The organism is Gordonia hankookensis, from assembly GCF_014673215.1.
GTDB classification, from domain to species: domain Bacteria; phylum Actinomycetota; class Actinomycetes; order Mycobacteriales; family Mycobacteriaceae; genus Gordonia; species Gordonia hankookensis.
The window spans coordinates 324,315-349,570 of sequence record NZ_JACWMS010000004.1; the positions used below are offsets into that span (position 1 = coordinate 324,315).

Consider the following 25,256-nt stretch of genomic DNA (forward strand, 5'->3'; position numbering starts at 1 on the left):
TCTCCTCCAACGTGGTCGGTGGAGCCGACTATTCCACACTCGCCTGGCTCAGTTGCTCCCATTCATCGACAAGGCTGGAGTCGATCTCGCGGACCATCGCCCCGACCCGGTCCGTGATCTCGACGACCTCCGGAGTGCTGACCGCAGTCGGAAGGCCTTGTCTGAGAACTCGATAGCAATCGGATAGGTATCGCAGCAGTACGCCCTCGCTGCGGGCCAATCCGTATTGGGAGATGAGCTCGTTGAATGTCATCGACCGCTCGAGCATCTCGCGGAGCACCGACTTCGGCGACGGCGGATACGAGGACACCCAGGGATGTCCGCGACGGTAGACGCCGAATGCGAAGTCGATCTCGTCGGCGAGCGGACGGGGCCAGGTGATCTCCTCCAGCCGGGCCATGCGCTCCTCGTACTCGACGCCGTCCGACTTCATCTCGGCTATCGCCGCGTCGCGCGCGACCTTGCGTTGTGCGAACAGCAACGGTCGCGGATCCTCGAGCGTCGACTCGAGGATCGAGAGCACATCCAGTGCGTAGGTTGCCGAGTCGGGGTCGAGGATCTCGAATGCTGCCAACGCGAACGACGAGAGTGGATTGGTGAGGGCGAAGTTCTCCGGCATGTCCACCGACATGGCGACGTTCTTGCCATCTGCGTCAGGAGCATCGAGCTGGACGACGATGCCGGACTCGCGGAGGCCTCGGTACAGCTCGATGGTGTGCCGGATGTGGCGGAGTTGCCGGTTGCGCGGCTCGTGGTTCTCCTCGAGGAGATGCCGCAGCGCCACGAAACAGTCGCCCGGCCGGGCCAGTACCTCCATCAGGATCGCCGTGGTCATCCGGAAGTGTGACCGCAGTGGCTCGTCGGGTGCATCGATGAGTTGGGTGAATGTCTTCTCGCCCCAGGACACGAAACCCTCCGGCGGCTTCTTCCGGACGAGTTTGCGGAGTTTCTTGGGATCGTCGCCGGCCTTGGCCACTGCCCGCGCGTTGTCGACGTCGTGCTCCGGCGCCTGGACCACCACGTAGCCGACGCTGTCGAATCCGGCACGGCCCGCCCGCCCCGCGATCTGGTGGAACTCACGCGCGCGAAGACGTCGCACCCGGGTGCCGTCGTACTTGCTCAGCCCCGCGAACAGCACGGTGCGGATGGGCACGTTGATGCCGACTCCGAGGGTGTCGGTACCGGCGACGACCTTGAGAAGTCCTTGTTGCGCAAGGCGTTCCACGAGCCGACGGTAGCGCGGCAGCATGCCGGCGTGGTGCACGCCGATGCCCGACCGCAGGAGTTTCGACAGTGTCGCACCGAAGCCGGTGTGGAAGCGGAAATCGCCGATGGCCTCGGCGATGAGCGACTTCTCGGCCTTGTCGGCGATCTTGGCCGACAACAGTGCCTGGGCACGTTCCACAGCGGAGGCCTGGGTGAAGTGCACCACGTAGACCGGCGCGCGACCCGCGGAGATCAGGTTCTCGATGGTCTCGTGAATCGGAGTCATCGCGTACGTGTGCTCGAGCGGCACCGGCCGGTCGGTGCCGGTGATCGCCGACGTCGGGCGTCCGGTGCGCCGCTGCAGGTCGTCGACGAAGAACGAGACGTCACCGAGCGTCGCCGACATCAACAGGAATTGCGTGTGCGGAAGTTCGATGAGAGGCACCTGCCACGCCCAGCCCCGATCGGCCTCGCCGTAGTAGTGGAACTCGTCGGCGACGAGAGTGCCGATGTCGCTACGTGATCCGTCCCGGAGTGCGAGATTCGCGACGATCTCGGCCGTCGCGCACACGATCGGGGCGTCGGCGTTGACGGCGGCGTCACCGGTGACCAGGCCAACCGACGCCGCGCCGAACATCGCACACAACTCGAAGAACTTCTCGCTCACCAACGCCTTGATGGGTGCGGTGTAGTACACCCGCTCGCCACGGCAACGCGCGAAATGGATCGCGCCGGCGGCGACGAGGGATTTGCCGGACCCGGTGGGTGTCGCCAGGATCACGTTGCTGCCGGCGATGAGTTCGAGAAGGGACTCTTCCTGGTGCGGGTAGAGCTCGATTCCCCGGTCATGCCACCAGTCGGTGAACGTTTCGAAAGCGGTGTCCTCGTCGGCGACCGGGGTCAGGACCGACCCCGGTGCCGCGCTCACATCGGAGATGGGGGACCGCCCGCTCCGTCGTCATCCGGGCCTCCCGGATTGCCGTCATCCTGATTGCCCGCATCCTCATCACCGCTGTCGCGCACCTGCTCGGCGAGGAAACGTTCGAGTTCGGCGCCGAGCTCGTCACCGCTCGGAAGGTCCTCCTCGGCCGCCAGCAGCGACGCGCGTTCCTGCTGGGCCTGTGTGAAGGTGTCGTACTGCGTCTCGAGCGCGGCCACGACCGATTCGATCTCGGCGTTGCCCGACACCTCGTTGTCGACCTGGACACGGACCTTCTCCGCTGCGTTCTCCAGAGCGGCGACCGGCAACTGCAGGCCGGTCAGCTCGCCGACGGCGTCCAGCAGCCGCGCGGAGGCCGCCGGGTAGTCGGTCTGCGACAAGTAATGCGGCACATGGACGGACAGGCCCGCGGCGCGGTGATCGTGTTCACCCATCCGCAGTTCCAGCAACATCGACGCGCTGGCCGGGAGCTTCATCTCCGACCCCCAGCGCGGGAGGTCGCCGAGCCGGTCCGGATCGTCGCCGTGTGCGGTGATCGACGGTGGACGGGTGTGCGGGACGGCCATCGGGATGGCGTTGAGTCCGATGACGTCGGTCACCCCGAAGCGCTCGGCAAGCAGGCGCACCGCCTCGACGAACTGTTCCCAGCGCAGGTCGGGCTCCGAACCTGCGAGCAAGAGGAACGGTCGGCCCGCGGTGTCGCGGATCGCATGCATCGTCAGTGACGGCATCTCGACATCGGTGAACTTGTCGCCACTGAAGGTGATCGTCGGTCGACGTGACCGGTAGTCGATCAACTCATCGGTGGAAAACGTCGCAACCAGTTCGGAATCGAACGCATCGCGCAGATGCCGTGCTGCCAGCGCGACAGCGTGTCCTGCGTCCGCAAACCCCTCGAGGGCATGGAGCAGCACCGGTCCGGTGCCCTCGTCGTTCGAGACCTGGGGCGCGGGGAACTCCAGCGAGTACAGCGAACTGTTCTCGGCGGGCCGCTCGTCCATGGGTCGTCCCTCCTCGTCGTGTATCTGTCGATTCTCTCGCATCGGCGCCCGGCAGGGCCAATTACGCAGACAGATGCGGTATTCATGGGAGTCAACACGCCGGTGCCGGTCGCGATTCCCGCCCGGCCGGATTCGCCGGGGTGTCGGTGCGCCGGGCGTGTGCTCGTCGATGGCACAGTAGGCCCTTGTGACCACAACCAAGAGGCACCAGATGCGACGTCCCGTCGTGCTCGCCCCGATGCTGGTCGGGTCGGCGATTCTCGTGGCTTCCGGGTGCACGGTGGACGGACAAGGGGTCGCAGGCGCGGCCGATCTCTCCGGCGACTCGGTGGCGGCATCGGACTTCCCCGGCGGTTCGGCGAGTCGGGTGCCGGCACCCGCAGTGCCTGCCGCCCTCGCCGACATCACGGGCCGTCCGCTCCACGGATCGGTGACCCCGCCGCAGTGCACACCCGCAGGCCTACCCGCCGATGGTGCGGCGGTGTTGGTCGGTCCGGATCCCGACGATTCGACCGCGACCTTCACCTCCGCGGTCACCCGAGCGCGCACATCGCTCGCCGACGTGACCACGCAGGCCAGGAATTGCCCTCGAGTGCTCTCCGGCTCAGCCCCGACCGCGACGTCGCTCGTGACCGTCCAGGTCCTCAAGGCCCCGAGAGCACAGTCGATCGACACCGCGGGTCTGCGTCGGCAGATCGCGACGGGCAATGTCGGATCGTCGGCGCTGACGACCGGGACCACCACCCTGATGGCACAGCGCAGCGGTGTGCGGGTCACCGTCGAATACCGGCACCAGGGCGCGGAGCCGATGTCGGCACGAGAGAGCGATCAACTCGCGTCACTCTTCGACAAGGCGGTCGACGCGGCCTTCGGCTGACCCGGTGACCGTCGATCCCAGGATGAGCCTGTCCCATCGTGCCTGCGTGATCTGTGGATTGTCGCGGAGGTGTGGACAACCTCGGGTCAACGGGCGGTCGCGCGGGTCGGCGGCGGCAGATGCGTCCGCGGCAGAGCCGACGATGACCGCATGTCTGCATCCATTGATTCCCGGTCCCTGTCATCTTCTGCTCTGTTGACGGCCGTACCGGGTCTGCTCGGCTTCATCCCCGAACGCTCCTTCATCCTGCTCGCATTCGGCGACGACCCGCGCGTTGTCCGGACGGCGATGCGCCACGACCTCGTCCTCGACGAGAGCGGAGAGATGGTCCCGGCGCTGAAATCGGTGTTCGGCGATCTCGCGGAGGTGTGCGTACGCAACCAGATCCGCGCAGTCGTCGCCGTCGTCGCCGACGATCGTCACCCCGCAGGCGACGAACGCTATCGCCGGATCTGTGCCATCGCCGATCGCCGATTCGCCGAGATCGGCGGGATCGCAGCGGGGTTCGTGGTGCCGGAGTTCGCCGACGGGGCGCGTTGGCAGCGGATCTGGGACCCCCGTCCTCCGACTGCCGGGCCGATGTCCACACCGCCGATCGCGCGGTCGGCGGCACCTCGCGGCCGGCTCGGCAATCCACACACCAGCCCGACCGCCGTTCACCAGGCGGTTGCGACGGGCAGACGGGTGCTCGCCCGCCGCTCGGACATGGTGGCGATGCTCGCGCCCCTCGACCACTGCGCCGGTGACAGCTGCGACGCCGGCCGGTGCGAGGTCGATTCGGCGAGCGATGCCGGGCTGCTGCGGGGCGTCGTCGAGCACGTCATCTCCACGATGCCGTCGCCGACGGGCGAGGTGGAGGGACCACGCGAGCTCGACTGCGCGACGGTGACGATGCTCGGTACCGCGCTCACCCGGCTGCCGGTCCGGGACGCGGTCCTCGCCCTCGCGGTGACCGATCTACGGCACGCTGCCGAGATGTTGTGGAGGGAGCTGACGCGGCGGCTGACCGGCTCGCAGCGGGCGAGTGCGGCAACGCTGCTGGCGCATCTGCACTACATCAACGGTGAGGGTGGATATGCCGGCGTCGCGCTCGACTGCGCGCTCGCGGCCGACGCAGGATGGTCGCTGGCCGTGCTGCTCGACAGTGCCCTCCGCGGCGGCATGCCACCGCGGATGCTCCGCGCCATGCTCGACGACAGTTACCGGATTGCGCACTCCCTCGGGGTTCCGATGCCTGCGCCGACACCGGAACTCGAGGCAGGCTGAACGATCACACCTTGTCGACGAAGACCGAGTGGGCCATCTCCTCGGACAGCTCCAGGCCGTCGTGGCCCGGTGAGTTGACCATTGCCTTGTCACGATTGATCGTGACCGTCACACGGGCGTTGGGCACCACGCCCGCATCGCGCAGTTCGCTGATCAACTCATGATCGGACTGGGCATGTTCGGACAGCCGGCGCACGATCACGACGACGGGGTCACCCTGGGGCAGGTCGGACAGCCGGGTGGCGCCGTCGGTCAGGGGAGCCTGCTCGGCGCCCAGCAATTCGAGCCCGGGAATCGGGTTGCCGTAGGGGGAGGTCGTCGGGTTGTCGAGAACGGTCAGCAGTCGCCGCTCGACGTTCTCGCTCATCACGTGCTCCCAACGGCAGGCCTCCTCGTGGACCTGTTCCCATGGCATCCCGATGACGTCGACCAGCAGCCGCTCGGCAAGGCGATGCTTGCGCATCACGGCGACGGCCAGGTCCCGGCCGCGATCGGTGAGCTCGAGGTGCCGGTCGCCTGCGACATGCAGGAGACCGTCACGTTCCATCCGGGCCACCGTCTGCGACACGGTCGGACCGCTCTGCTCCAACCGTTCGGCGATGCGGGCGCGGAGCGGGACGATCCCTTCTTCTTCGAGGTCGTAGATCGTCCGCAAGTACATCTCTGTGGTGTCAACCAGATCGTTCACTGTGCGCAGTCCCTTCGTCTAGGCCCAAGGGTACCCTGATCAGGCCATGTGACCTTCCCGCGTGTCGGACGACACGCATCGAGGTGCGACACCGCGGCACCGCGGTGTCGCGCTCGGGACGAAGTGCGTCGGTGGCCATCGGAAGCCACTAGCCTGAGGTCGTGACGCGGACGACGAGCGACGAAGCGGCGGCAGTCATCTGGAGCGAGGATTTCCTGTCCTACAAGTGGGCGCACACCCATCCGATGAACCCGGTCCGCCTCGCCCTGACGATGACCTTGGCGCAGAGCCTCGGAGTGCTCGACGGTGTCGACAGCCGCGCCCCGCTCGACATCGACGACTCGGCACTGACCGTGGTGCACTCGACCGACTACGTCGATGCGGTACGGGCGGTCGGATCGGGGACGGCATCGCTGTCGGGGCCACTGCTCGAGCGGCTGTTCGGGTTGGGGGATTCGGACAATCCCGTGTTCGACGGGATGCACGAGGCCGCCCGGTTGCTCGTCGGCGGCACGCTGGCCGCCGCACAGGCGGTGGCGTCCGGGTCGGTGCGCCGGGCGGTGAACATCGGTGGTGGCATGCATCATGCGATGAAGGCGAGAGCGGCCGGTTTCTGTATCTACAACGACTGCGCGATCGCCATCCGGTGGTTGCTCGAGAACGGATATGACCGGATCGCCTACGTCGACATCGACGCACACCATGGAGACGGTGTCCAGGTCGAGTTCGCTGCGGACCCGCGGGTGCTGACGGTCTCGCTGCATCAGCACCCGGCGACACTGTGGCCCGGCACGGGATGGCCGACCGAGGTGGGCGACGGTGACGCCCAGGGATCCGCGGTGAACGTGGCACTGATGCCCGACGTCACGGATCGATTGTGGCTGCGCGCTTTCCATGCGGTGGTGCCCTCGGTTCTCGAAGAGTTCCGGCCGCAGATCCTGATCAGTCAGTGCGGCGTGGACAGTCATCGCGCCGACCCCCTCACCGATCTGGCGCTGACGGTCGACGGTCAGCGTGCCGCGATGCAGGCCATGCGCGGGTTCGCCGACAAATACTGCGACGGGCGTTGGATCGCCGTCGGCGGTGGCGGCTACGGCGTCGTGAACGTGGTCCCCCGCAGTTGGGCCCACCTGATCGGGATCGTCGTCGGCCGCGACGTCGACGTCGACACCACGATCGACGAATCGTGGTGTGCCACCGCCGAACAGATCGCCGAGCAGGTGCACTCCGACTACTCGCAGTCCCCGGTGACGGTGATGGGTGACGGCGGAGATGTCGGCTATGTGGCGTGGGACGGCGACACGGGTCAGGACCCGCCGGAAGGGATCAGCGACTCCGCCCAACGCCAGACCGACCGAGCGATACTGGCCACCCGCCGCGCGGTGTACCCGTTGCACGGTCTCGATCCGGAGGACCCCCGTGACTGATCCGAGTGACGACCAGACCTCGTCGGGAACACCTGTGACGGAATCGAATCCGACGGGCGTCACGACACCGGGCGGCGCGGCCGCGTCGGCCGGGGAGGCGACCGAGGAGGCGGCCGACCGTCCCCAGCCGCGCGAGCCGTGGGATTACCCTCGCCATTGGATCGCCGATGTGCTCGCCTCCGACGGCGGCGTCGTCCACCTGCGACCGATCATCCCCGACGATGCCGATCGCGTGGTCCGGTTCCACGCGGGGCTGTCGGAGCGGACCCGATATATGCGGTACTTCGGGCCGACACCGACGTTGCCGCCGCGCGAGGTGGCGCGTATGACGACGGTCGACTATCAGAAACGGGTCGCGCTGGTCGCGGTGCTCGGGGGTGACATCATCGCGATCGGCCTCTACGAGGGACTCGAGTTCGACGGCAAACCCGAGTCGGCCGAGGTGGCCTTCGTGGTCGCCGACGATCATCAGGGCCGTGGGCTCGGCCCCATCCTCCTCGAACATCTGGCCGGGGCGGCGGCGGAGAGCGGTTTCGTCCGTTTCGAGGCGGAGGTACTCAGCGAGAATCCGAACATGGTGGCCGTGTTCCGCGATGCCGGGTACCAGCTGTCGCGCAGCTTCGACGGCAGCACCGTGCACGTCGAGTTCCTGATCGACCCCACCGAAGCATTGCTTTCGGTGCGCAACGCGCGCGAACGCGCCTCCGAGGCGCGCAGTGTCGCCAACCTGCTCCGGCCGTCGTCGGTCGCCGTGATCGGCGCCTCCACCGACCCGAAGAAGGTCGGTAATGCCCTGCTCGCCAACATCATCGCCGGAGGATTCACCGGCCCGGTGTTCCCGGTCAACGGGCCAGGCCCAGCCGAGGACGAGAGCTCAGCGGACACCGGGGCGCAGGCGGCGCCGCACGGACCGGGCCCGGGGCGGTCGACGCCGGCGCAGCGACGTGGTCACGAGCGGCCGCCGTCGGTGCGCGGCATCCGGGCGTACCCGACCGTGCGTGACATCCCGGATCCGGTGGATCTGGCCGTGGTCGCGGTACCCGCGGCCACCGTCGACGACGTCCTCGACGACTGCCTCGTGAAGGGGGTTCGGACGTTGGTGGTGGTCTCGTCGGGGTTCGGCGAGAGTGGTGAGGCCGGTCTGGAGAGTGAGCACCGACTCCTCGAGCAGGTCCGGGAACACGGCATGAGGCTGGTGGGCCCCAACGCACTCGGTGTGGCCAACAACGAACCGTCGGTCGCGCTCAACGCGACGCTGGCACCGCGCATCCCGGCCACCGGGCGGGTCGGCTTCTTCTGCCAGTCGGGCGCGCTGGGGATCGCGATCCTGGACACCGCAGCACGCCGCCAGATCGGCCTGTCGACCTTCGTGTCGGCCGGCAACCGCGCGGACGTCTCGGGTAATGACCTGCTCCAGTACTGGGACAGCGACACCGCCACGGACGTGATCCTGCTGTACCTCGAGAGCTTCGGAAATCCGCGAAAGTTCTCGCGGATCGCCCGGCGGGTCTCGCGTTCGAAGCCGATCGTGGCGGTCAAGTCGGGCAAGGGCGCGATGACGGCTGCGCGCGCGGCCCGGTCGTCGGCGGCCAGCCTGGACGACCAGATCGCCCAGATGGTGCTGGAGCAGGCAGGGGTCATCCAGGTCGACACCATCTCCGAACTCTTCGATTGCGCAACGATCTTCGCGTACCAGCCGTTACCGCGCGGTCCCCGTACCCGCATCATCGGCAACTCGTCGGTGCTGGGCAGTCTGGCCGCGGAGACGGCCCGCGGTGGTGGGCTGGAGGTGACCGACACGATCGACCTCGGTGCGGGTGCGAGCGAGGACGCGTTCGAGGCCGCGGTGACCGACGCGATGGGCGATCCGTCGGTGGATGCGGTGATCGTCGTGTTCGTCCCACCGGTTGCGGTGGACGCCGACTGGCATGCCCGCGCGCTGATGGCGGCCGCCAACACCCAGGTCTCGCGAGCCGCAGACACCGCAGGCGGGCCGGACGCGAACCACCCGAAGCCGATCGTGACGACCTTCCTCGCGGTCGAGGGCATCCCGCCCGGGCTGATGAAGCCCGGCGACAACGGACTGCCCGACGTCGGGTCGATCCCGTCCTACGGGAGCCCCGAACGCGCGGCCAATGCGTTGGCCCGCTCGTGGCAGTACGCGCGGTGGCGGGAGCGGCCCGAATCGGAGATCCATCGACCCGACAACACCGATCCGGAGGCCGCGCGCGGCTATGTCCGGGAGGCGATGGAGGATCTCGTCGCCGACGGCGGCGACACCGGCCCCGGCCTGACTCTTGGCCATGTCGAGTCGGCGACCGTGCTCGGCTGGTACGGCATCTCGATCGTGCCGTTCCGAGAGGTCACCACCATGCACGAGGCGTCCGCCGCGGGACGTGAGCTCGGGTTCCCGGTCGCGGTGAAGGCGACCTCACAGACGTGGCGCGGTCGTCTCGACCGTGAGGGCGCCCGTCTCGACCTGCCCGATGCGACCGCGGTTGTCACCGCCTTCGCCGAGCTCAGCGAGCTGACCGGTGATCGGGTGCTGCACATCCAGAAGATGGCGCCGAAGGGGATCGGGACGATGATCCGGGTGCGCGACGATCGTTCGTTCGGATCGCTCATCTCGTTCGGGCTGTCGGGCCGGACGTTCGATCTGCTGGGAGACCACGGATACCGGGCCATCCCGCTGTCGGCGCTCGATGCATCGGAACTGATCGACGAACCGCGGTCGTCGGCACTGCTGCGGGGGTATGCCGGCGAACCGCCGGTGGACCGAACGGCGCTCGCCGACCTGCTCCTGCGGATCTCGACGCTCGTCGAGGACATCCCCGAGGTCCGTGAGGTGGTCCTCGACCCCATCCTGTCCTCGCCGGACGGCGCCGCGGTGCTCACGGCCCTGATACGTGTCGGTCCGGTGCCCACACGAGCGGACACCGGACCGAGGCGATTGGGTTAGAGATCAGCTGGCATAGGCACGCAGGCGCTCGGCGCGCTCGCCCTGACGGAGCTTGCCCATGACCTCGCGCTCGATCTGCCGCACCCGTTCGCGCGACAGCCCGAACATCCGGCCGATCTGGTCGAGGGTGCGTGGCTGACCGTCGTCGAGGCCATAGCGCATCCGGATGACCTGCTGCTCACGCTCGTCGAGCGTCGACAGCACCGAGCGGATGTCCGAGTGCAGCAGACCGGCGATCACGGCGTTCTCGGCGGAGGTCGCCTCGGCGTCCTCGATGAAGTCGCCCAACGGCGCCTCCTCGTCGCTGCCGACCGGCATGTCCAGGCTGACCGGATCACGGCTGTGGTCGAGCAGATCGGCGATCTTCTCCGCCGGGATGCCGGACTCGCTGGCGAGCTCGTCGTCGGTGGCCTCACGGCCGAGCTGCTGATGCAGTTCACGCTTGATCCGCGCCAGCTTGTTGACCTGCTCGACGAGGTGGACCGGCAGCCGGATGGTGCGACTCTGATCGGCCATGCCGCGGGTGATGGCCTGACGAATCCACCACGTCGCGTAGGTCGAGAACTTGAAGCCCTTCGCGTAGTCGAACTTCTCCATCGCGCGGATCAGACCCAGGTTGCCTTCCTGGATCAGGTCGAGCAGCGGCATACCGCGACCGGTGTACCGCTTGGCCAGCGAGACGACCAGCCGGAGATTGGCCTCGAGCAGGTGCGCCCGTGCCGCCTCGCCCTCGCGGACGATGACGGCGAGGTCACGCTTACGGGTGGCCGACAACCGCTTCTTGGTGGCCAGGAGGTTCTTGGCGTAGAGGCCTGCCTCGATCATCTTGGCGAGTTCGACCTCCTGCTCGGCGTTGAGCAGAGCCGTACGGCCGATGCCGTTGAGATAGACGCGAACGAGGTCGGCGGCCGGGGACTGTGCATCCAGATCCTGCTCCGTCATCGCGGGGCGGGTCCGGGTGGAATCGAGATCGTCGGCGAATCCTGTAGTCGTGGTCGGGCGTGAAACTGTCGAGCGTGACATTCGGCCTCCTGACTTGAGTGCGTTCATGGGGTCCAACGCGTTCAAGGGGGTGAAAGTTCCCGGGGGTTCCCGCGACTGCGTCGTCGGGGATACGGGTGACCAGCGGTTTCCGCGGATCGATTCAGCGCGCTACATGAGAAGTTGCTGAGAGTGTGGGTCAGCGGGAACCGTGTTCCGAATCGCCCTCGGCCTGTTCGTGGCCGGTACCCGTGGTCGAGTCGACCACGCGCGGGTCGGGGCCTGCTGCCGGCCCGCCGAGCGACATCGGTCCGACGACGGAGTGATCGGCGCCGTACTTGTATTGCGGTGCCTCGCCACGCTTGCGCGGCGGGCGGTCGTTGGCGATCAGGACCGCGATCCACGGGATGGGGATCGAGATCGCGACGATCGCGAGTGCGAGCAGTCCGTTGTGCGTCGAGCTGTAGACGATCCCGGCGATCACCAGGGCGGGAACGCGAAAGGCCATCAAGGTCAGGTACTTGCGCACCCGGGCGCGTTGCTGATCTTCGAGAGATTGCTGCGCATCGGTGATCAGGAAGGCGTCGCGGTCGTCGCGATGGGGTACTCGGGCACCATCTGTACCGGTGCCCCCTCGTGCCCCAGATCCGTCGCCAGCCATGTTTCCACTGTCCCACTTTCGGGTGTGGATTGCACCGCCGGGATCCCGGTGTCCGTATCCCGCCGCCGGGTGCCGCCGACGATCGATCGAGCGCGACGGCAGCTGATCGACGTGGCTGGCCGCCGACACCGGCTTTGTCGCACAATGGAGTCCATGGGAACCCAGACGATTGAGCGGCCGGACCTCGACGAACGGACCGACGTCGACGAACGGCCGGATGCCGACGCCACCGACCGGGGCGACGACGATCGCCCAAAATTCTTCCACTATGTGAAGAAGAACAAGATCGCCGAGAGCGCGGTGATGGGGAATCATGTGGTCGCGCTGTGCGGCGAGACCTTTCCGGTCACACGCTCGGCCAAACCCGGGTCACCGGTGTGCCCGAAGTGCAAGAAGATCTACGAGCGGATGAAGAAGAGCTGAGCGTCGCGGTCGCTCACGCGACCGGACCGTCGCCGGGCGGGCGTGCGCGGGTGGGTCGTGTGCGTGTCGGCTGATCATGCCCGCTGCCGGCATCCCCGGAGGACCGGCCGCGCCGGATCGGTCCGGAGGACAGGCGGTCGGGAAGTGTCTTGAGCTGACCGGTGATGTCGGAGGTCTGCGACGACACCCAGTCACGCACCTGGGTGGACGCGGCAGGCTTGGCGGGCCACAGCGACTGGACCGCGGCGTTGAACTCGGCACCGACGACGATCGCGAATCCCAGGAAGAACGTGAACAGCAGGAACGCGATCGGGGTCGCCAGCGCACCGTAGGTGTAACCGGCTCGGGTGATTGCGGTCAGGTAGATGCGCAGGATGTAGCTCGCGATCCAGAAGAACACGCCGGCCACCACGGCGCCGCCGACCAGGCGGTGCCACGGCAGCGGATTGGGCAGCGCCAGGTGGTAGAGCGTGGTGAGCACGATCAGCATCAGCACCGCGACGAACGGGAAGTAGCCGTAGTCGATCAATTGGGTGACGATCGGATCCCAGGATTCGGGCACGATCTCGTGCAGATAGTTGGGACCCAGCGCGACCAGGGGCAGCAGGAACACCGCGATGACCAGGAACCCCACGTACAGGAACAGGGCGAAGAAGCGCTGCCACACGGGGTTTCGGACCTGGTGCTGGTCGTGGGCTCGCACGATCGACGCGACGAAGCAGGAAACCGCCGACGAGCCGGCCCACAGGGAGATGATGAAGCCCGCCGAGATCACCACGACCTTCCCGCGCCCGAGCACGTTGTCGACGGTGGGTTTGATGATGTCGCTGACGACGTTGTCGGAGAACGTGCGGTTGGCGAACGCGATGATGCGCTCGTAGATCACCTCGACGGTGTCGGGGCCGAACCATCCGGCGATGTAGCCGACGCTCCCGAGGATCCCGAGGACCAGCGGTGGCAGCGAGAGGGCCTGCCAGAAGGCGGCCTGCGCCGCCCAGCCGACGATGCCGTCGTCCCAGGCCTTCTTGATGGTCCGCCACACCAGCCGGTGCAGATTGGGCAGCACCGGCGGGCCGGGCGGGTGTGGGAGCTCGACGGCCGGGTCATCGTGGCCGGGAGGGTCCTGTGCGTCGGCGCCCCGGGGGGAACTGCTCTGTTCGGCACTGCTCTGTTCGAGGTCGAGTGGCTCCGCGGCGGGTGACCGTCGTGGTCGTGGCCCGGCATCCCGGCGCGGGGGTCGGGCCGACCGGGGGACGGTGGGAGGCACGGGGCCGACGATCGGGGTGGTCGGGGTGGTCGCGTCGGGGACTCGTCCCGCATCGCCCCGGTTCCGCGCGTAGCGCCCAGCCGCCGACGACGTGCTGTCCTCGGTGATCGGTACGGGGTTCCGATTGCGACTGTTTATGGCTCCAGCATCCCTGATCACGTACCGAAGCAGGTGACCCGGTCCCGGCGTGGTGTGTGGTCTGTTGGTTTCGTCACCCGAGCGCCGGGACGATCCGTACGACACCCGACACCGAGTGCGCGTCGCCCGAGCCGTCGTCGGCGACCCCCGGTAGCATGGCCCGCGTCCCCTTGAGTGTGCGGATGGATCAGGAGCGGAGCGACCGGGCCCGCCGAAGATCGCGTGCACGAGGGGATGTTTCATGCCCCCGGAACGTGGTGTCCGGCCCCGATGACAGGTGTCAGGAGCAGTGCAGGAGTGACTTCAGCAGCCCACGACGACCCATCCGCCGACGAGGTGCCCGTCCCGGCAGACCCCGCGCTGCGCGCCTGGCAGCGGCGCGCGCTGACGAAGTACCTGACGCGCCGTCCCCAGGACTTTCTCGCGGTGGCCACACCCGGCGCGGGCAAGACCACCTTCGGGCTCCGGGTGGCACGCGAACTGCTCGACGACCGTACGGTCGACCAGATCGCCGTCGTCGCGCCGACGGAACACCTCAAGCACCAGTGGGCCGAGGCGGCCGCCCGGGTGGGAATCGCCCTGGACTCGCGGTTCAGCAACTCGACCGGCCAGACCAGTTCGGATTACCACGGGGTCGTTCTCACCTATGCGCAGGTCGCGGCCCATCCGACTCGCCATCGTGTCCGGACCGAGAACCGGCGGACCCTGGTGATCCTGGACGAGATCCACCACGGCGGTGACGCCAAATCGTGGGGCGACGCGATCCGCGAAGCATTTTCCGATGCGACACGGCGTCTGGCATTGACCGGAACACCGTTCCGCTCCGACGACTCGCCGATCCCGTTCGTCACCTATGAACCCGAAGCGGGCGGGGTGCTGCGATCGAAGGCCGACCACACCTACGGCTACGCCGACGCGCTCGCCGACGGAGTGGTCCGTCCGGTGGTCTTCCTCGCCTACAGCGGACAGGCGAGCTGGCGAACCAGTGCAGGCGAGGAGTTCACGGCGCGCCTTGGCGAGCCGCTGTCCCAGGAGCACACCGCGCGGGCCTGGCGGACCGCCCTCGACCCACACGGCGACTGGATTCCCGCAGTCCTCGAGGGCGCGCACACACGCCTGCGGCAACTGCGTGCCGGCGGTATCCCCGATGCGGGTGGCCTGGTCATCGCCACGGATCAGACGACCGCGCGAGACTACGCCGAGCTGCTCGCGGCGATCACCGGGAAGCGGCCGACCATCGTGCTCTCCGACGATCCCAAGTCGTCGTCGCGCATCGCCGAGTTCTCGGCATCGGACGACGAGTGGATGGTCGCGGTGCGCATGGTGTCCGAAGGCGTCGACGTGCCGCGTCTCGCGGTCGGTGTCTACGCCACCAGCGCCTCGACGCCGCTGTATTTCGCACAGGCGATCGGTCGTTTCGTGCGTTCGCGGCGACCGGGGGAGACGGCCAGTGTCTTCCTGCCTTCGGTACCGGTACTACTGGGCCTCGCGAGCGAGATGGAGGCCCAGCGCGACCACGTGCTGGGTAAACCTCACCGCGAGAGCGACGGTCTCGACGACGCGCTGCTGATCGACGCGAACAAACAGAAGGACGAGCCAGGCGAGGACGAGAAGGCGTTCGAGTCGCTCCACGCCGACGCCGAACTCGATCAGGTGATCTTCGACGGTGCGTCGTTCGGTACGGCGACCTTCGCGGGCAGCGACGAGGAATCCGATTACCTGGGGCTCCCGGGCCTGCTCGACGCCGATCAGGTCCGTGCGCTGCTCCGTAAGCGGCAGGCAGAGCAAGTGTCTGATCGGACGTCCGCGGCAGCCGCGGATTCACCTTCCCCCATGCCGCCCCCACGTCCCGCGAGCGAGAACCTGCACGCGTTGCGCAAGGAACTCAACGGGCTGGTCGCGATGCATCATCACCGGACGGGCAAACCGCACGGCATGGTCCACAACGAGCTGCGTACCCGACTCGGCGGGCCCCCGACGGCCATGGCCAGTGCCGATCAGCTGCGTGAGCGGATCGCCGCGCTGCGCGAGTGGCGCTGACAGGTCATCGTCGGGCCCGGAACCGCGAAGACCCGGCCGGAAACCGGCCGGGTCTTCGCGGTTCGTTCGCTCGTTTCGATCAGACCAATTCGCTTGCGGACTCCACGACCGTGGCGGACAGCTCGACGAGCTTCGCCTCGTGCTCGTTGAAGTGATGACGGCAGAAGAGAAGCTCTCCGCCCGCAGGCAGTACCGCCCGAACCTTGGCGGCTGCGCCGCAGCGGTCACAGCGGTCGGCAGCAGTGAGCGGCATGGAGATCGGGGATGTGGTGGCGGTGTCTGACATGTTTCCTCCGTCCCGGTCCGGCGGGTCCGTCCGAGGCCGGTCGCCTTTCCCTTCGTGAGCCGACACATCGGTCTGATGCATCGCCCTCACCTTCTCAGACGTTTGGGGGTTTCGTATTGTTCCGAGAGCCCGCGCGGGTGTGTCGTCACTCACCCGTAACACAGTGATCTGCTCCGGCAACAACGTCGCGATCGGGTGTTACACGTGGCGCGATCCAGATCACACTGCGGGCCGCACGCACGCCTCACGTCCGACGCTCAGCCCGCGGGTGACACGGACTCGACTGCGGCCGGTGTCACCTCGACCTCACGCTCTTCGCGTGCCCGGCTGATCGCGTCCGAGGACTCGTTCTCGCGGTCGCGCAGATACTCCCGAAGCGAGTAGGCGAACGCGGCAGCCCAGACCGCGACGACGACCACGTAAATGGCGGTCTGTGCTGCGGACGGGACGTCGACGAGGTCGCTGCGCAGCAGCGAGCGGGTGTTGGTGAGCACGATCAGGCCGCCGACCGACGCGCCGAGCAACCGGGGCGGGATATGGCGCACCAGCCAGGCCGCGATAGGAGCCGCGACGACGCCGCCGACCAGGATCGCACCGACCCACGCGAAATTGATGCCCTGCGATCCCAGGCTGAAGAGGAAGCCAAGGCTCGCGGCGACCGCGATGATGAACTCGCTGGTGTCGATCGAACCGATGACCTTGCGCGGCTCGAGTCGTCCACTGGCGAGGATCGCCGGCGTGCCGACCGGACCCCAACCGCCGCCACCGGTGGCGTCGACGAATCCGGCGATCAGCCCGAGAGGGGAGAGGAAGCGTTTGCGCAGCGGCTTGCCGAGGTGGTGGCGGGGAATGCCCTGCAGGGTGAAGCGGGCCAGGATGTAGATGCCCAGGAGCAGCAGGATGATCGCCATCAGCGGTGCGGCGGCTTCGGTCGACAGGTTCGACAGCACCGTCGCCCCCAGGAAGGCGCCGATGGCTCCGGGGATCGCGATCCGTCGGACCACCTTCCAGTCGACGTTGCCGAAGCGCCAGTGGGAGATCCCGGACACCAGTGTGGTCCCGATCTCGGCCAGGTGGACAGTGGCCGACGCCGCGGCCGGGTTGGTGCCGACGGCGAGCAGCAGCGTGGTGGTGGTGACACCGTAGGCCATACCGAGGCTGCCGTCGACGAGTTGCGCGGCGAGGCCGACGAGGCCGATCAGAACGATGGTTCGCATGGTGGTTCGGGATCTTTCAGGTCAGGTGACGGTGACGGAGCAGAAGTCCACCGGACACGACCGCGCCACCGCGGTGGCGGGTGCGCTGATCGTGACCGGGACTTCGCGGGTCGAGGCGCCGCGGGGATCAGGTGATCGGGCCGCGACGCCGACGACACAACATCGACGCCACGCGCAGCAGGTCGACGGTCCGTCGGGTCACAAGCATGCGCAGAATCCTAGGACGTGCGGACCCGAAACCGGACATTGCGCACCGCGTGGGAATCTCTGCGGGCGCAACCTTGACAAATGGGCTGCCGATGGGCGTTGCTGATCGGCATGACCGGACCCGATGAGCCACACGTCGCCGTCGACGACGACCGGCCGCGGCTCCTCGTGCATCTATGTACGCGCGACGAATGGGACACCGCGCGCCACGCCGGGCACCGTGAGCCGCCGTCGCTCGCCGATGCCGGTTTCGTCCACCTGTCCGATCCGGGGCAGGTACACCTGCCGGCGAACCGATTGTTTGCGGGGCACGACGACCTCGTGCTGCTCGTTGTCGACAGCACCAGGCTCGACGCACCTGTCGTGTGGGAACCCGGGATGCCGGACGATCCCGAGGGGATGCGTTTTCCCCATCTCTACGGCGCACTGCCCGCCCACGCGGTGGTCGAGGTACGCACCTACCGTCCGGACGGTACCGGTACGTTTCTGCCGCCGTCGATCTGAGATCGACGGCGGCAGAAAGCGCAGATCGTGGTGGTCGGGCGCCTAGTCGAGATAGTCGCGCAGCACCTGCGAACGCGAGGGGTGCCGCAACTTCGACATCGTCTTCGACTCGATCTGACGGATGCGCTCGCGGGTGACGCCGTACACCTGCCCGATCTCGTCGAGGGTGCGCGGCTGACCGTCGGTCAGCCCGAAGCGCAGGCGTACCACGCCGGCTTCGCGTTCGGAGAGGGTCTCGAGCACCGACTGCAGCTGGTCCTGCAGCAGGGTGAAGCTCACCGCGTCGACCGCGACGACGGCCTCGGAATCCTCGATGAAGTCGCCGAGCTGGCTGTCGCCCTCGTCGCCGATGGTCTGATCCAACGAGATCGGCTCACGCGCATACTGCTGGATCTCCAGCACCTTCTCCGGCGTGATGTCCATCTCCTTGGCGAGCTCTTCGGGAGTGGGCTCGCGGCCCAGGTCCTGGAGCAGCTCGCGCTGGATACGGCCGAGCTTGTTGATCACTTCGACCATATGGACCGGGATGCGGATGGTGCGTGCCTGATCGGCCATCGCGCGGGTGATCGCCTGACGAATCCACCAGGTGGCGTACGTGGAGAACTTGTAGCCCTTGGTGTAGTCGAACTTCTCGACGGCGCGGATCAGACCGAGGTTGCCCTCCTGGATCAGATCCAGGAACGCCATGCCGCGGCCGGTGTAGCGCTTGGCCAGCGAGACGACCAGACGGAGGTTCGCCTCGAGCAGGTGGTTCTTGGCGCGGTTGCCGTCCCGGGAGATCCAGTTCAGATCACGCTTGGACGCCGTGCTGATCTTGTCGCCGGAATCGACGAGCCTGCGCAGTCGCTCGGTGGCGAAGAGACCGGCCTCGATGCGCTTGGCGAGCTCGACCTCCTCCTCCGCATTGAGGAGGGCGACCTTGCCGATCTGCTTGAGGTAGGCGCGGACCGAGTCGGCCGATGCGGTGAGCTCGGCATCCTTGCGCGCCTGACGGAGAGCCTCTGACTCGTCCTCGTCCCAGACGAAGTCACCTGCCGTTCGTTCTTTCTCGTCCGGGGCCTGTTTGCTCTTGGCAGCGGCAGGCTTGGCTGCGCCTGCTGCCGCCGGGACCACCACGGTCTCTTCGGCGTCCTCGGTCTCGGCGTCGTCGCTGTCGGGCGAGTCGTCGTCGTCATCGTCGTCGACGGCGATGTCGTCGATCTCGACATCCTCGTCGAGCTCGCTGTCGGGGGCATCGATGTCGTCGATCGTGCCGGCGTCGTCGGCGTCCTCGGTCGGCTCGACACCGTCGGCATCCGACGGCTTGGTGGCCTTCTTGGCTCCGCGCTTCGCAGGGGCCTTCTTTGCCGCCTTCTTGGCGGGTGCCTTGCGAGCGGGCGCCTTCTTGGCCGCTTTCTTTGCGGGTCGCTTGGCCGGCGCGTTCTCCGTGGCGGTCGTCGCGTCTGTCGAATCGTCGACGTCGGCCTGGCGGGTCTGGGTGGCTGCCACGTACAACCTTTCGGAACTGGCTATCGTGAATCTCTCACGGCGGCATGCGCCGACGCGGATCAGGGCTTGATTTCTCGGTGCGTGATCACCGGTGAGGACCATTGTAACGACATCGCCCCGCCGGATGTGACAAAGACCAGGTCAGTGAGTTGTCGATACGGCGCCGACGGTGCACAACCGGACTAGGTGCGAAGGCCGGCATCGACAGCCATCGCCGCACCGACGATACCCGCGGTGTTGAGCAGAGTGGCCGGCACCACGGGCGTCTTGTTGGTCAGGTGCGGGATCCATTTGTCGGACTTGCGGCTGATCCCGCCGCCGACGATGAAGAGCTTCGGCCAGAGCAGCGCCTCGTATGCCTCGAGGACATGTGAGAGCTTGTGTGCCCACTTCTCGTAGCTCCAGCCCTTGTCCTCCTTGACCTTCGACGACGCCCGGTGCTCGGCCTCCTTGCCGTCGATGATCATGTGGCCGAGCTCGGTGTTCGGGACCAGGGTGCCGTCGATGAGGATGGCGGTGCCGATGCCGGTACCCAGGGTGAGCAGCATGACCACCCCGTCGACGCCTGCGCCGCCGCCGTGGCGGTCCTCGGCCATCCCGGCAGCGTCGGCGTCGTTCAGCACGGAGACGGTCCGGCCCGACAACGCGGAACTGAAGAGCTCGTACACGTCTGTGCCGATCCAGCCCTTGTCGATGTTGGCGGCGGTGCGCATGGTGCTGTCGGTGATCACGCCGGGCAGCGTGATCCCGACCGGTCCGGTCCACTCGAAGTGGTCGACCACCTCGGCGACACCGCCGGCGACGGCGTCGGGGGTGGACGGTTGCGGGGTCAGCACCTTGAACCGGTCGCCGACGAGCAGTCCGGTGTCGAGGTCGACGACCCCGCCCTTGATCCCGGAACCGCCGACGTCGACTCCGAATCCGAGATTGGCTCCCGGGTGGGCGGTGCTCGCTACCTCGGCGTCGGTCATGTCGGAGTCCTCTCTGATCCACCCAATGGGAACTGGCGCGGCCTCAAGGCTATCCAGCCGGTGCGCACCGTGCGCGAGGTCGATGCAAAGTCGTCACCCACTGGACGGCTGCAGTTGCGACACGCAGATCGCGATGGCTCGGGACCGAGCCCCTGTCGGCAGATCTCGCGGCGGTGTGCTCACATAGGGGCGTGACCGATCATTCCGGGCCAGAGGTCCTCGAGCGCGTCGCGATCGACGTGGCGCAGCGTGCGGCCGACCATGTGCGACGACGCCGCCCGGAGCTGTTCGGTCCGGGACCGGGCCACGATCCCCATAGGGTGCGCGCGGACGCGGACAACCCGGACGAGGATGCGGCGCCGGTCAGCACCAAGTCGACCCCGACCGATCCGGTGACCCTCGCCGACACCGAGACCGAGCAGTTGATCCGCTCGGAGCTCCGGTCCCGGCGCCCGGGGGACGAGATCCTCGGTGAGGAGGCCGGTGGCACCGTCGACGTCCCCTCCGGGGTGCGGTGGGTGGTCGATCCGATCGACGGCACGGTGAACTTCATGTACGGCATCCCGGCGTATGCCGTCTCCGTCGCGGCGCAGATCGACGGCCGGTCGGTGGCCGGTGCGGTTGTCGACGTGGCCCGCGCCGTCACGTACTCGGCCGCGCTCGGCGCGGGCGCCTGGGTGGATGCCGGCGACGGGCGGATCAGGCTGTCCTGCAACCCGATCGGTCGCCTCGATCTGGCGCTGGTGGCCACCGGGTTCTCCTACGACGCGGGGCGACGCGCCACGCAGGGGGCGATCATCGCGGAACTGCTCCCGCAGGTGCGTGACATCCGCCGGGTCGGTGCCGCCGCACTCGATCTGTGCATGGTGGCCAGCGGTGCGGTGGATGCGCATTTCGAACACGGGCTCAGCCCGTGGGACTGGGCCGCCGGTGGTCTGATCGCGGCGGAGGCAGGCGCGCAGGTGTACACGCCGCCGCCGGACTCGCGCTCGGGCGACGGCCATCCGACGATCGCGGTGGCGCCGGGAATCGCGGACGAGTTCCTGCGGCTGCTCGATGGCCTCGGGGCACGCACGATGATGCCGTCGGCCTGAGAGTCTCGGCCCGAGTGGTCGGCGTCGCCCCGGCGGTAGATCGGCCTGGTCAGCGCGACGGTGGTCTCAGCAGGACGCCGAATGGACGGCCTTGACCAATGTCGGGTCGGCGCCGGTGCGCGGGTCCTTCGGATCGGCCGATCGCAGCGCCTCGAGGGCGGCCTGTGCATCCTGTGACTGCTCGCGGCCCTCGTAGTACTTGCCCAGCGCGACGTCGACCCCGGTGCCCTGGCGCCCGTCGTCGACGAGTTGGGCGCAGGGGATGGCCAGCCAGACCGCGGCGGCGCTCGCCTTGCCTGCTGGACCGAAGCGGATCTGTGCGTAGCAGGACAGGTCCTGGTTGGTGTAGACGGTGTCGTCGCCATACGGATTGTCGGGGACCGGATTGAAACCCTGGGCAGTCAGGTCATCGGAGACCGATCGCGCCGCGCCGCGCTGCGACGACGCATTGAGCACGCGGACCTGGAACGTCGACAGGGCGGCCGGGGTCACGGCCAGCATCTCGTCGCGGTCGGCCGGGGCAACCGTCGCGGGCGCCGCCGACGGTGCGGGCAGCCCGGGATTCGGGGCGGCCGCGGCGGTGGACGGCTCGGCGGCGGAGGGTTCGGCGGATGCCGGCGTCGGCTGGTTGCAGTTGGTCGGCACCGCCACCGGACCGGAATCGGCGAGCGCGACCGCCCAGGTGATCAGACCTGCCACCGCCAGCACGACCGCGACGATGATCGCCGGGCGCATTCGGCGACGACGGAACGGCCGACCCTTCGCGTCGACCGAAGACCCCGATGTTAGCTGCGACACCACCGTGAACTGGCTCCTTCTCCGACGCCCGACCTTGGCGCCCACTGTAAACGGTGGTCGTCGGCGCGCGGCGCAGACAGGCCGCAACGACGGATAACGCCTGTACAGAGCGCTTGCCCGTGCCATCGGGAGTGCTGGTCCGGCTCGGTCTCGCCGTGGGCGACGGCGCGCAGGGAATGATCCGGCCGAGGAGATCGTTGACCGAGCCACGTCGGTGGACTAAGCTTCGGGCGCCCGCCCCTCCAAACAGTGAGGGGCACGTGGATTGAATGTGATGAAGATCACGCCGATCTGCAGGGTTCTGGGTAACGAATTGCACCGGTCACGACGTTGTAGAGACGCCGCCGGCAAGACAATCCCGGCGGGCTCGCGCACCTAGGTTTGTTCGGTCACAAGCCGACATCCGAGAGCGCCCCTCACACTCTCTCAATAGGTAAGGCACACAATGGCTACTGATTACGATGCGCCACGACGCACAGAGACCGAGGACATCAGCGAGGACTCCCTCGAGGAGTTGAAAGCGCGACGCAGCGAAGCCCAGTCCTCGGCCGTCGACGTCGATGAGAGCGACACCGCCGAATCGTTCGAGCTGCCCGGTGCGGATCTCTCGGGCGAGGAACTGTCGGTCCGGGTGATCCCCAAGCAGGCCGACGAGTTCACTTGCACAAGTTGCTTTCTCGTCTACCACCGCAGCCGGCTCGCCCGTGAGAACGGCAATTCGATGATCTGCGTGGACTGCGCCTGACGAACTGATGAGGGAGGCGGGTCGTCGATACCGACCCCGCCTCCACGCTCAGTCGGCGATACCCGCCTCGGCTGCCGCGTCGGGTAGGTCGAGAGCGGCCAGCAGCGCCGACGGATCCCGGGTGGACACGAGCCAATACGGTGTCGGGTCATCGGGATCGTCGAGCACCAGCAGCACCATCGTCTTGACCCATGCCTTGTGCATGAGGAATGCGGCCGGATCGAGCTGGCGACCCAGTGCTGCACTCTTGGCCGTCGCGGGCACGGTCGCCCCGCGTGCGATGACCGCCCGCGGCAGGCGGGCGCGACCGGCGTGGAGTTCACGATCCGAGCTCACCCGGACCGACGCGCGGCCGAGCGACCACAGCATCCATGCGCACAGCAAACCGACCGCCACGTAGCCCACCACGCTCCACGTCGCGCGGTGTGCCGACAGCTGGATCTCGTAGCCCAACACCCCCGTCACCACAGCTGCGGCCACCCACCACCACCACGGCACATGGAGGCGTTCATGGAAGCGGTCGGAACCCGAGTTGCCTTCTCCTGCCGATCGGTCTGCGCCGCCGGGGACGCCGGGATGATCGTCGCCGGACGAGGAATCGGCCGGATTCTCAGGTGATGCTGGAGGAGTCACGCGACCAGCGTAGTCTGCCCTCGTGACGCCCAAATCCTCCACTGCGGCATCTGGCCGACCCGACCCGATCGGGCCGCTGCGGGTCCGCCGACTCGACCCGGACATCCCGTTGCCCACCCGCGCACATCCCGGCGACGCGGGAGTCGACCTGTGTTCGACCATCGACCTCGAACTGCCGCCCGGTCGTCGTCAGATGGTGGGCACGGGCCTCGCCGTGGCCCTGCCCGTCGGCACCGTCGGGCTCGTCCATCCCCGCTCCGGGCTCGCCGCGCGGGCCGGACTCTCGATCGTCAATTCGCCCGGCACGATCGACGCCGGGTATCGCGGAGAGATCAAGGTGTGTGTCATCAATCTCGACCCCGACGAATCGATCTCGATCGCACGCGGGGACCGGATCGCCCAACTGCTCGTCCAGCGCGTCGAACTGCCGGAGCTGGTCGAGGTCGACGAGCTCGACGACACGAGTCGCGGTTCCGGGGGGTATGGCTCCAGTGGTGGCCATGCGGTGCTGGCAGAGGCCGTTCCGGAGATCGACGGGGATTCGGGTCCGTGACCCGACCGACGGTCCATCCCGACGAGCGAACACTTCCCTAGGAGTAGACGACATGGCACGAGATGAGCAGGGCGAGTTGAGGATCGGCTCGGCAGAGGGTCCGTACGACATCGAGGCCCTCGACACCCCCGCCGAGGAGCTCGAGAACTCGCATCTCGACCTGGGTTCGGTGCTGGTCCCGGTGGTCGAAGGTGGTCAGGTCACGGTGGAGATGTCCGCCGAGCACGAGCCCGAGGCCGTCTACCTGGTGACCCCGCACGGGCGGATCAGCGTCAGCGCTTTCGCTGCACCGAAGTCCCCGGGCCTCTGGCGAGAGGTCGTGACCGAGCTTGCCGCCTCGCTGCGTGACGAAGGCGCGCAGGTGGCGATCGAAGACGGCCACTGGGGACGCGAGATCATCGCAACCGTTCCCGGTGCCGCACATCGTTTCGTCGGCGTGGACGGCCCGCGATGGATGGTGCGCTGCATCGCCAGCGGGCCCGACGAGACCGCAGACGAGCTCGGCAGACTCGCCCGCGCCGTCCTGGCCGAGTCCGTGGTGCGTCGCGGTGACGACCCGCATCCGCCGAGGGACGCGCTGCCCATCGTGTTGCCCCCGGTCCTCGCCGAACAGGTCGCCGCTGCGCAGCAACAGATGCTCGACGACCAGACGCCGGTCGATGACGCGGGTGCACCGGCGGGGACCGCCGACGCGTCGGTGCCCGGTGGCGCGTTGGAGCAGGTCGCCTCGGCGACGGTGATCAGAGACGATGCCGTCCCGGCGCCCACGACAGACGAACCCGCGCCGATCGAAGAGCCCGAGGTGGCGGACGACGAGCCGATGCCGCGCTCGTCGGGGTCGGCGATGCAACGCTTCCGGCGTAACAGGCGCAGCTGAACCTGTCGA

Annotated in this window: 23 protein-coding genes; 11 read left to right on the top strand and 12 right to left on the bottom strand. The window is 67.8% G+C overall.

The window, feature by feature from the left end; all coding sequences use genetic code 11:
• Positions 1-28: 28 nt before the first annotated feature.
• Both IDF66_RS19665 and IDF66_RS19670 read right to left on the bottom strand, forming a co-directional pair.
• The gene (locus IDF66_RS19665) at positions 29-2,134 is read right to left on the bottom strand and encodes a DEAD/DEAH box helicase (RefSeq protein ID WP_190268270.1); all 2,106 of its coding nucleotides are present in this window, start codon (positions 2,132-2,134) and stop codon (positions 29-31) included.
• The gene (locus tag IDF66_RS19670) at positions 2,131-3,147 is read right to left on the bottom strand and encodes a PAC2 family protein (protein WP_190268271.1); all 1,017 of its coding nucleotides are present in this window, start codon (positions 3,145-3,147) and stop codon (positions 2,131-2,133) included. Before IDF66_RS19670 ends, IDF66_RS19665 begins: the two co-directional genes overlap by 4 nt.
• Positions 3,148-3,334: 187 nt before the next feature.
• On the opposite strand from IDF66_RS19670, the gene IDF66_RS19675 reads away from it, so the two are divergent.
• Entirely contained in the window at positions 3,335-4,024 is a 690-nt protein-coding gene (locus IDF66_RS19675; protein WP_190268272.1) for a hypothetical protein, read from the top strand.
• Positions 4,025-4,174: 150 nt separating this feature from the next.
• A complete protein-coding gene (locus IDF66_RS19680; RefSeq protein ID WP_190268273.1) occupies positions 4,175-5,290 on the top strand; it encodes a DUF4192 domain-containing protein in 1,116 nt (371 codons plus the stop codon).
• 4 nt (positions 5,291-5,294) lie between these two features.
• On the opposite strand, the gene IDF66_RS19685 is transcribed toward IDF66_RS19680, so the two are convergent.
• Positions 5,295-5,978 carry a metal-dependent transcriptional regulator gene (locus IDF66_RS19685; protein WP_164308351.1) on the bottom strand — a complete coding sequence of 228 codons (684 nt, stop codon included), beginning with the start codon at positions 5,976-5,978 and terminating at the stop codon, positions 5,295-5,297.
• A gap of 161 nt (positions 5,979-6,139) precedes the next feature.
• Here IDF66_RS19685 and IDF66_RS19690 point away from each other — a divergent pair, with 161 nt between their 5' ends.
• Entirely contained in the window at positions 6,140-7,405 is a 1,266-nt protein-coding gene (locus tag IDF66_RS19690) for an acetoin utilization protein AcuC (protein ID WP_317628778.1), read from the top strand.
• Positions 7,398-10,364, top strand: a complete 2,967-nt coding sequence (locus IDF66_RS19695; protein ID WP_317628779.1) for a bifunctional acetate--CoA ligase family protein/GNAT family N-acetyltransferase — start codon at positions 7,398-7,400, stop codon at positions 10,362-10,364. Before IDF66_RS19690 ends, IDF66_RS19695 begins: the two co-directional genes overlap by 8 nt.
• 3 nt (positions 10,365-10,367) lie before the next feature.
• Here the strand turns inward: IDF66_RS19695 and IDF66_RS19700 are convergent, their stop codons facing one another.
• Positions 10,368-11,387, bottom strand: a complete 1,020-nt coding sequence (locus IDF66_RS19700) for a sigma-70 family RNA polymerase sigma factor (protein WP_164308352.1) — start codon at positions 11,385-11,387, stop codon at positions 10,368-10,370.
• 157 nt (positions 11,388-11,544) lie between these two features.
• Entirely contained in the window at positions 11,545-12,006 is a 462-nt protein-coding gene (locus tag IDF66_RS19705) for a DUF3099 domain-containing protein (protein ID WP_190268274.1), read from the bottom strand.
• 153 nt (positions 12,007-12,159) lie between these two features.
• On the opposite strand from IDF66_RS19705, the gene IDF66_RS19710 reads away from it, so the two are divergent.
• Positions 12,160-12,429 (top strand): DUF3039 domain-containing protein, encoded by a 270-nt coding sequence (locus IDF66_RS19710; RefSeq protein WP_164308354.1) that lies wholly within the window; start codon positions 12,160-12,162, stop codon positions 12,427-12,429.
• Positions 12,430-12,442: 13 nt separating this feature from the next.
• Here IDF66_RS19710 and IDF66_RS19715 read toward each other — a convergent pair whose 3' ends face one another.
• A complete protein-coding gene (locus IDF66_RS19715) occupies positions 12,443-13,696 on the bottom strand; it encodes a YihY/virulence factor BrkB family protein (RefSeq protein WP_317628780.1) in 1,254 nt (417 codons plus the stop codon).
• Between the two features lie 408 nt (positions 13,697-14,104).
• Here IDF66_RS19715 and IDF66_RS19720 point away from each other — a divergent pair, with 408 nt between their 5' ends.
• Positions 14,105-15,874, top strand: coding sequence for a DEAD/DEAH box helicase (locus IDF66_RS19720; RefSeq protein ID WP_223309864.1), 1,770 nt, complete (start codon positions 14,105-14,107; stop codon positions 15,872-15,874).
• A gap of 79 nt (positions 15,875-15,953) precedes the next feature.
• Here the strand turns inward: IDF66_RS19720 and IDF66_RS19725 are convergent, their stop codons facing one another.
• Both IDF66_RS19725 and IDF66_RS19730 read right to left on the bottom strand, forming a co-directional pair.
• Positions 15,954-16,160, bottom strand: a complete 207-nt coding sequence (locus IDF66_RS19725; RefSeq protein WP_161059271.1) for a DUF7455 domain-containing protein — start codon at positions 16,158-16,160, stop codon at positions 15,954-15,956.
• A 257-nt stretch (positions 16,161-16,417) separates the two neighbouring features.
• The gene (locus tag IDF66_RS19730) at positions 16,418-17,377 is read right to left on the bottom strand and encodes a sulfite exporter TauE/SafE family protein (protein ID WP_190268275.1); all 960 of its coding nucleotides are present in this window, start codon (positions 17,375-17,377) and stop codon (positions 16,418-16,420) included.
• Positions 17,378-17,695: 318 nt separating this feature from the next.
• Between IDF66_RS19730 and IDF66_RS19735 the strand changes: the two genes are divergently transcribed.
• Positions 17,696-18,088, top strand: a complete 393-nt coding sequence (locus IDF66_RS19735) for a DUF952 domain-containing protein (protein ID WP_190268394.1) — start codon at positions 17,696-17,698, stop codon at positions 18,086-18,088.
• Positions 18,089-18,130: 42 nt separating this feature from the next.
• Here IDF66_RS19735 and IDF66_RS19740 read toward each other — a convergent pair whose 3' ends face one another.
• Together IDF66_RS19740 and ppgK are read right to left on the bottom strand one after the other, a co-directional pair.
• The gene (locus IDF66_RS19740; RefSeq protein ID WP_317628781.1) at positions 18,131-19,576 is read right to left on the bottom strand and encodes an RNA polymerase sigma factor; all 1,446 of its coding nucleotides are present in this window, start codon (positions 19,574-19,576) and stop codon (positions 18,131-18,133) included.
• 182 nt (positions 19,577-19,758) lie between these two features.
• Positions 19,759-20,547 carry a polyphosphate--glucose phosphotransferase gene (gene ppgK / locus IDF66_RS19745; RefSeq protein WP_164308358.1) on the bottom strand — a complete coding sequence of 263 codons (789 nt, stop codon included), beginning with the start codon at positions 20,545-20,547 and terminating at the stop codon, positions 19,759-19,761.
• A gap of 191 nt (positions 20,548-20,738) precedes the next feature.
• Here ppgK and IDF66_RS19750 point away from each other — a divergent pair, with 191 nt between their 5' ends.
• Positions 20,739-21,641 carry an inositol monophosphatase family protein gene (locus tag IDF66_RS19750; protein WP_190268277.1) on the top strand — a complete coding sequence of 301 codons (903 nt, stop codon included), beginning with the start codon at positions 20,739-20,741 and terminating at the stop codon, positions 21,639-21,641.
• A gap of 66 nt (positions 21,642-21,707) precedes the next feature.
• On the opposite strand, the gene cei is transcribed toward IDF66_RS19750, so the two are convergent.
• Entirely contained in the window at positions 21,708-22,442 is a 735-nt protein-coding gene (cei, locus tag IDF66_RS19755) for an envelope integrity protein Cei (protein WP_190268278.1), read from the bottom strand.
• Positions 22,443-22,884: 442 nt separating this feature from the next.
• On the opposite strand from cei, the gene IDF66_RS19760 reads away from it, so the two are divergent.
• Positions 22,885-23,184 carry a DUF4193 domain-containing protein gene (locus tag IDF66_RS19760; RefSeq protein ID WP_161059266.1) on the top strand — a complete coding sequence of 100 codons (300 nt, stop codon included), beginning with the start codon at positions 22,885-22,887 and terminating at the stop codon, positions 23,182-23,184.
• A gap of 48 nt (positions 23,185-23,232) precedes the next feature.
• Here the strand turns inward: IDF66_RS19760 and IDF66_RS19765 are convergent, their stop codons facing one another.
• Positions 23,233-23,817 carry a DUF3093 domain-containing protein gene (locus IDF66_RS19765; protein WP_317628782.1) on the bottom strand — a complete coding sequence of 195 codons (585 nt, stop codon included), beginning with the start codon at positions 23,815-23,817 and terminating at the stop codon, positions 23,233-23,235.
• Between the two features lie 22 nt (positions 23,818-23,839).
• Between IDF66_RS19765 and dut the strand changes: the two genes are divergently transcribed.
• Positions 23,840-24,370, top strand: a complete 531-nt coding sequence (gene dut, locus IDF66_RS19770; protein ID WP_190268280.1) for a dUTP diphosphatase — start codon at positions 23,840-23,842, stop codon at positions 24,368-24,370.
• Positions 24,371-24,422: 52 nt separating this feature from the next.
• Positions 24,423-25,247, top strand: coding sequence for a DUF3710 domain-containing protein (locus tag IDF66_RS19775; RefSeq protein ID WP_190268281.1), 825 nt, complete (start codon positions 24,423-24,425; stop codon positions 25,245-25,247).
• Positions 25,248-25,256: the final 9 nt, after the last annotated feature.

Bases quoted from the DNA above. Each gene is read 5' to 3' on its own strand.
- IDF66_RS19725 (WP_161059271.1), bottom strand. From the start codon at position 16,160: ATGTCAGACACCGCCACCACATCCCCGATCTCCATGCCGCTCACTGCT.
- IDF66_RS19720 (WP_223309864.1), top strand. From the start codon at position 14,105: ATGACAGGTGTCAGGAGCAGTGCAGGAGTGACTTCAGCAGCCCACGAC.
- IDF66_RS19705 (WP_190268274.1), bottom strand. From the start codon at position 12,006: ATGGCTGGCGACGGATCTGGGGCACGAGGGGGCACCGGTACAGATGGT.
- IDF66_RS19735 (WP_190268394.1), top strand. From the start codon at position 17,696: ATGACCGGACCCGATGAGCCACACGTCGCCGTCGACGACGACCGGCCG.
- IDF66_RS19700 (WP_164308352.1), bottom strand. From the start codon at position 11,387: ATGTCACGCTCGACAGTTTCACGCCCGACCACGACTACAGGATTCGCC.
- ppgK (WP_164308358.1), bottom strand. From the start codon at position 20,547: ATGACCGACGCCGAGGTAGCGAGCACCGCCCACCCGGGAGCCAATCTC.
- IDF66_RS19775 (WP_190268281.1), top strand. From the start codon at position 24,423: ATGGCACGAGATGAGCAGGGCGAGTTGAGGATCGGCTCGGCAGAGGGT.
- IDF66_RS19730 (WP_190268275.1), bottom strand. From the start codon at position 17,377: ATGCGAACCATCGTTCTGATCGGCCTCGTCGGCCTCGCCGCGCAACTC.
- IDF66_RS19710 (WP_164308354.1), top strand. From the start codon at position 12,160: ATGGGAACCCAGACGATTGAGCGGCCGGACCTCGACGAACGGACCGAC.
- IDF66_RS19760 (WP_161059266.1), top strand. From the start codon at position 22,885: ATGGCTACTGATTACGATGCGCCACGACGCACAGAGACCGAGGACATC.
- IDF66_RS19670 (WP_190268271.1), bottom strand. From the start codon at position 3,147: ATGGACGAGCGGCCCGCCGAGAACAGTTCGCTGTACTCGCTGGAGTTC.
- IDF66_RS19680 (WP_190268273.1), top strand. From the start codon at position 4,175: ATGTCTGCATCCATTGATTCCCGGTCCCTGTCATCTTCTGCTCTGTTG.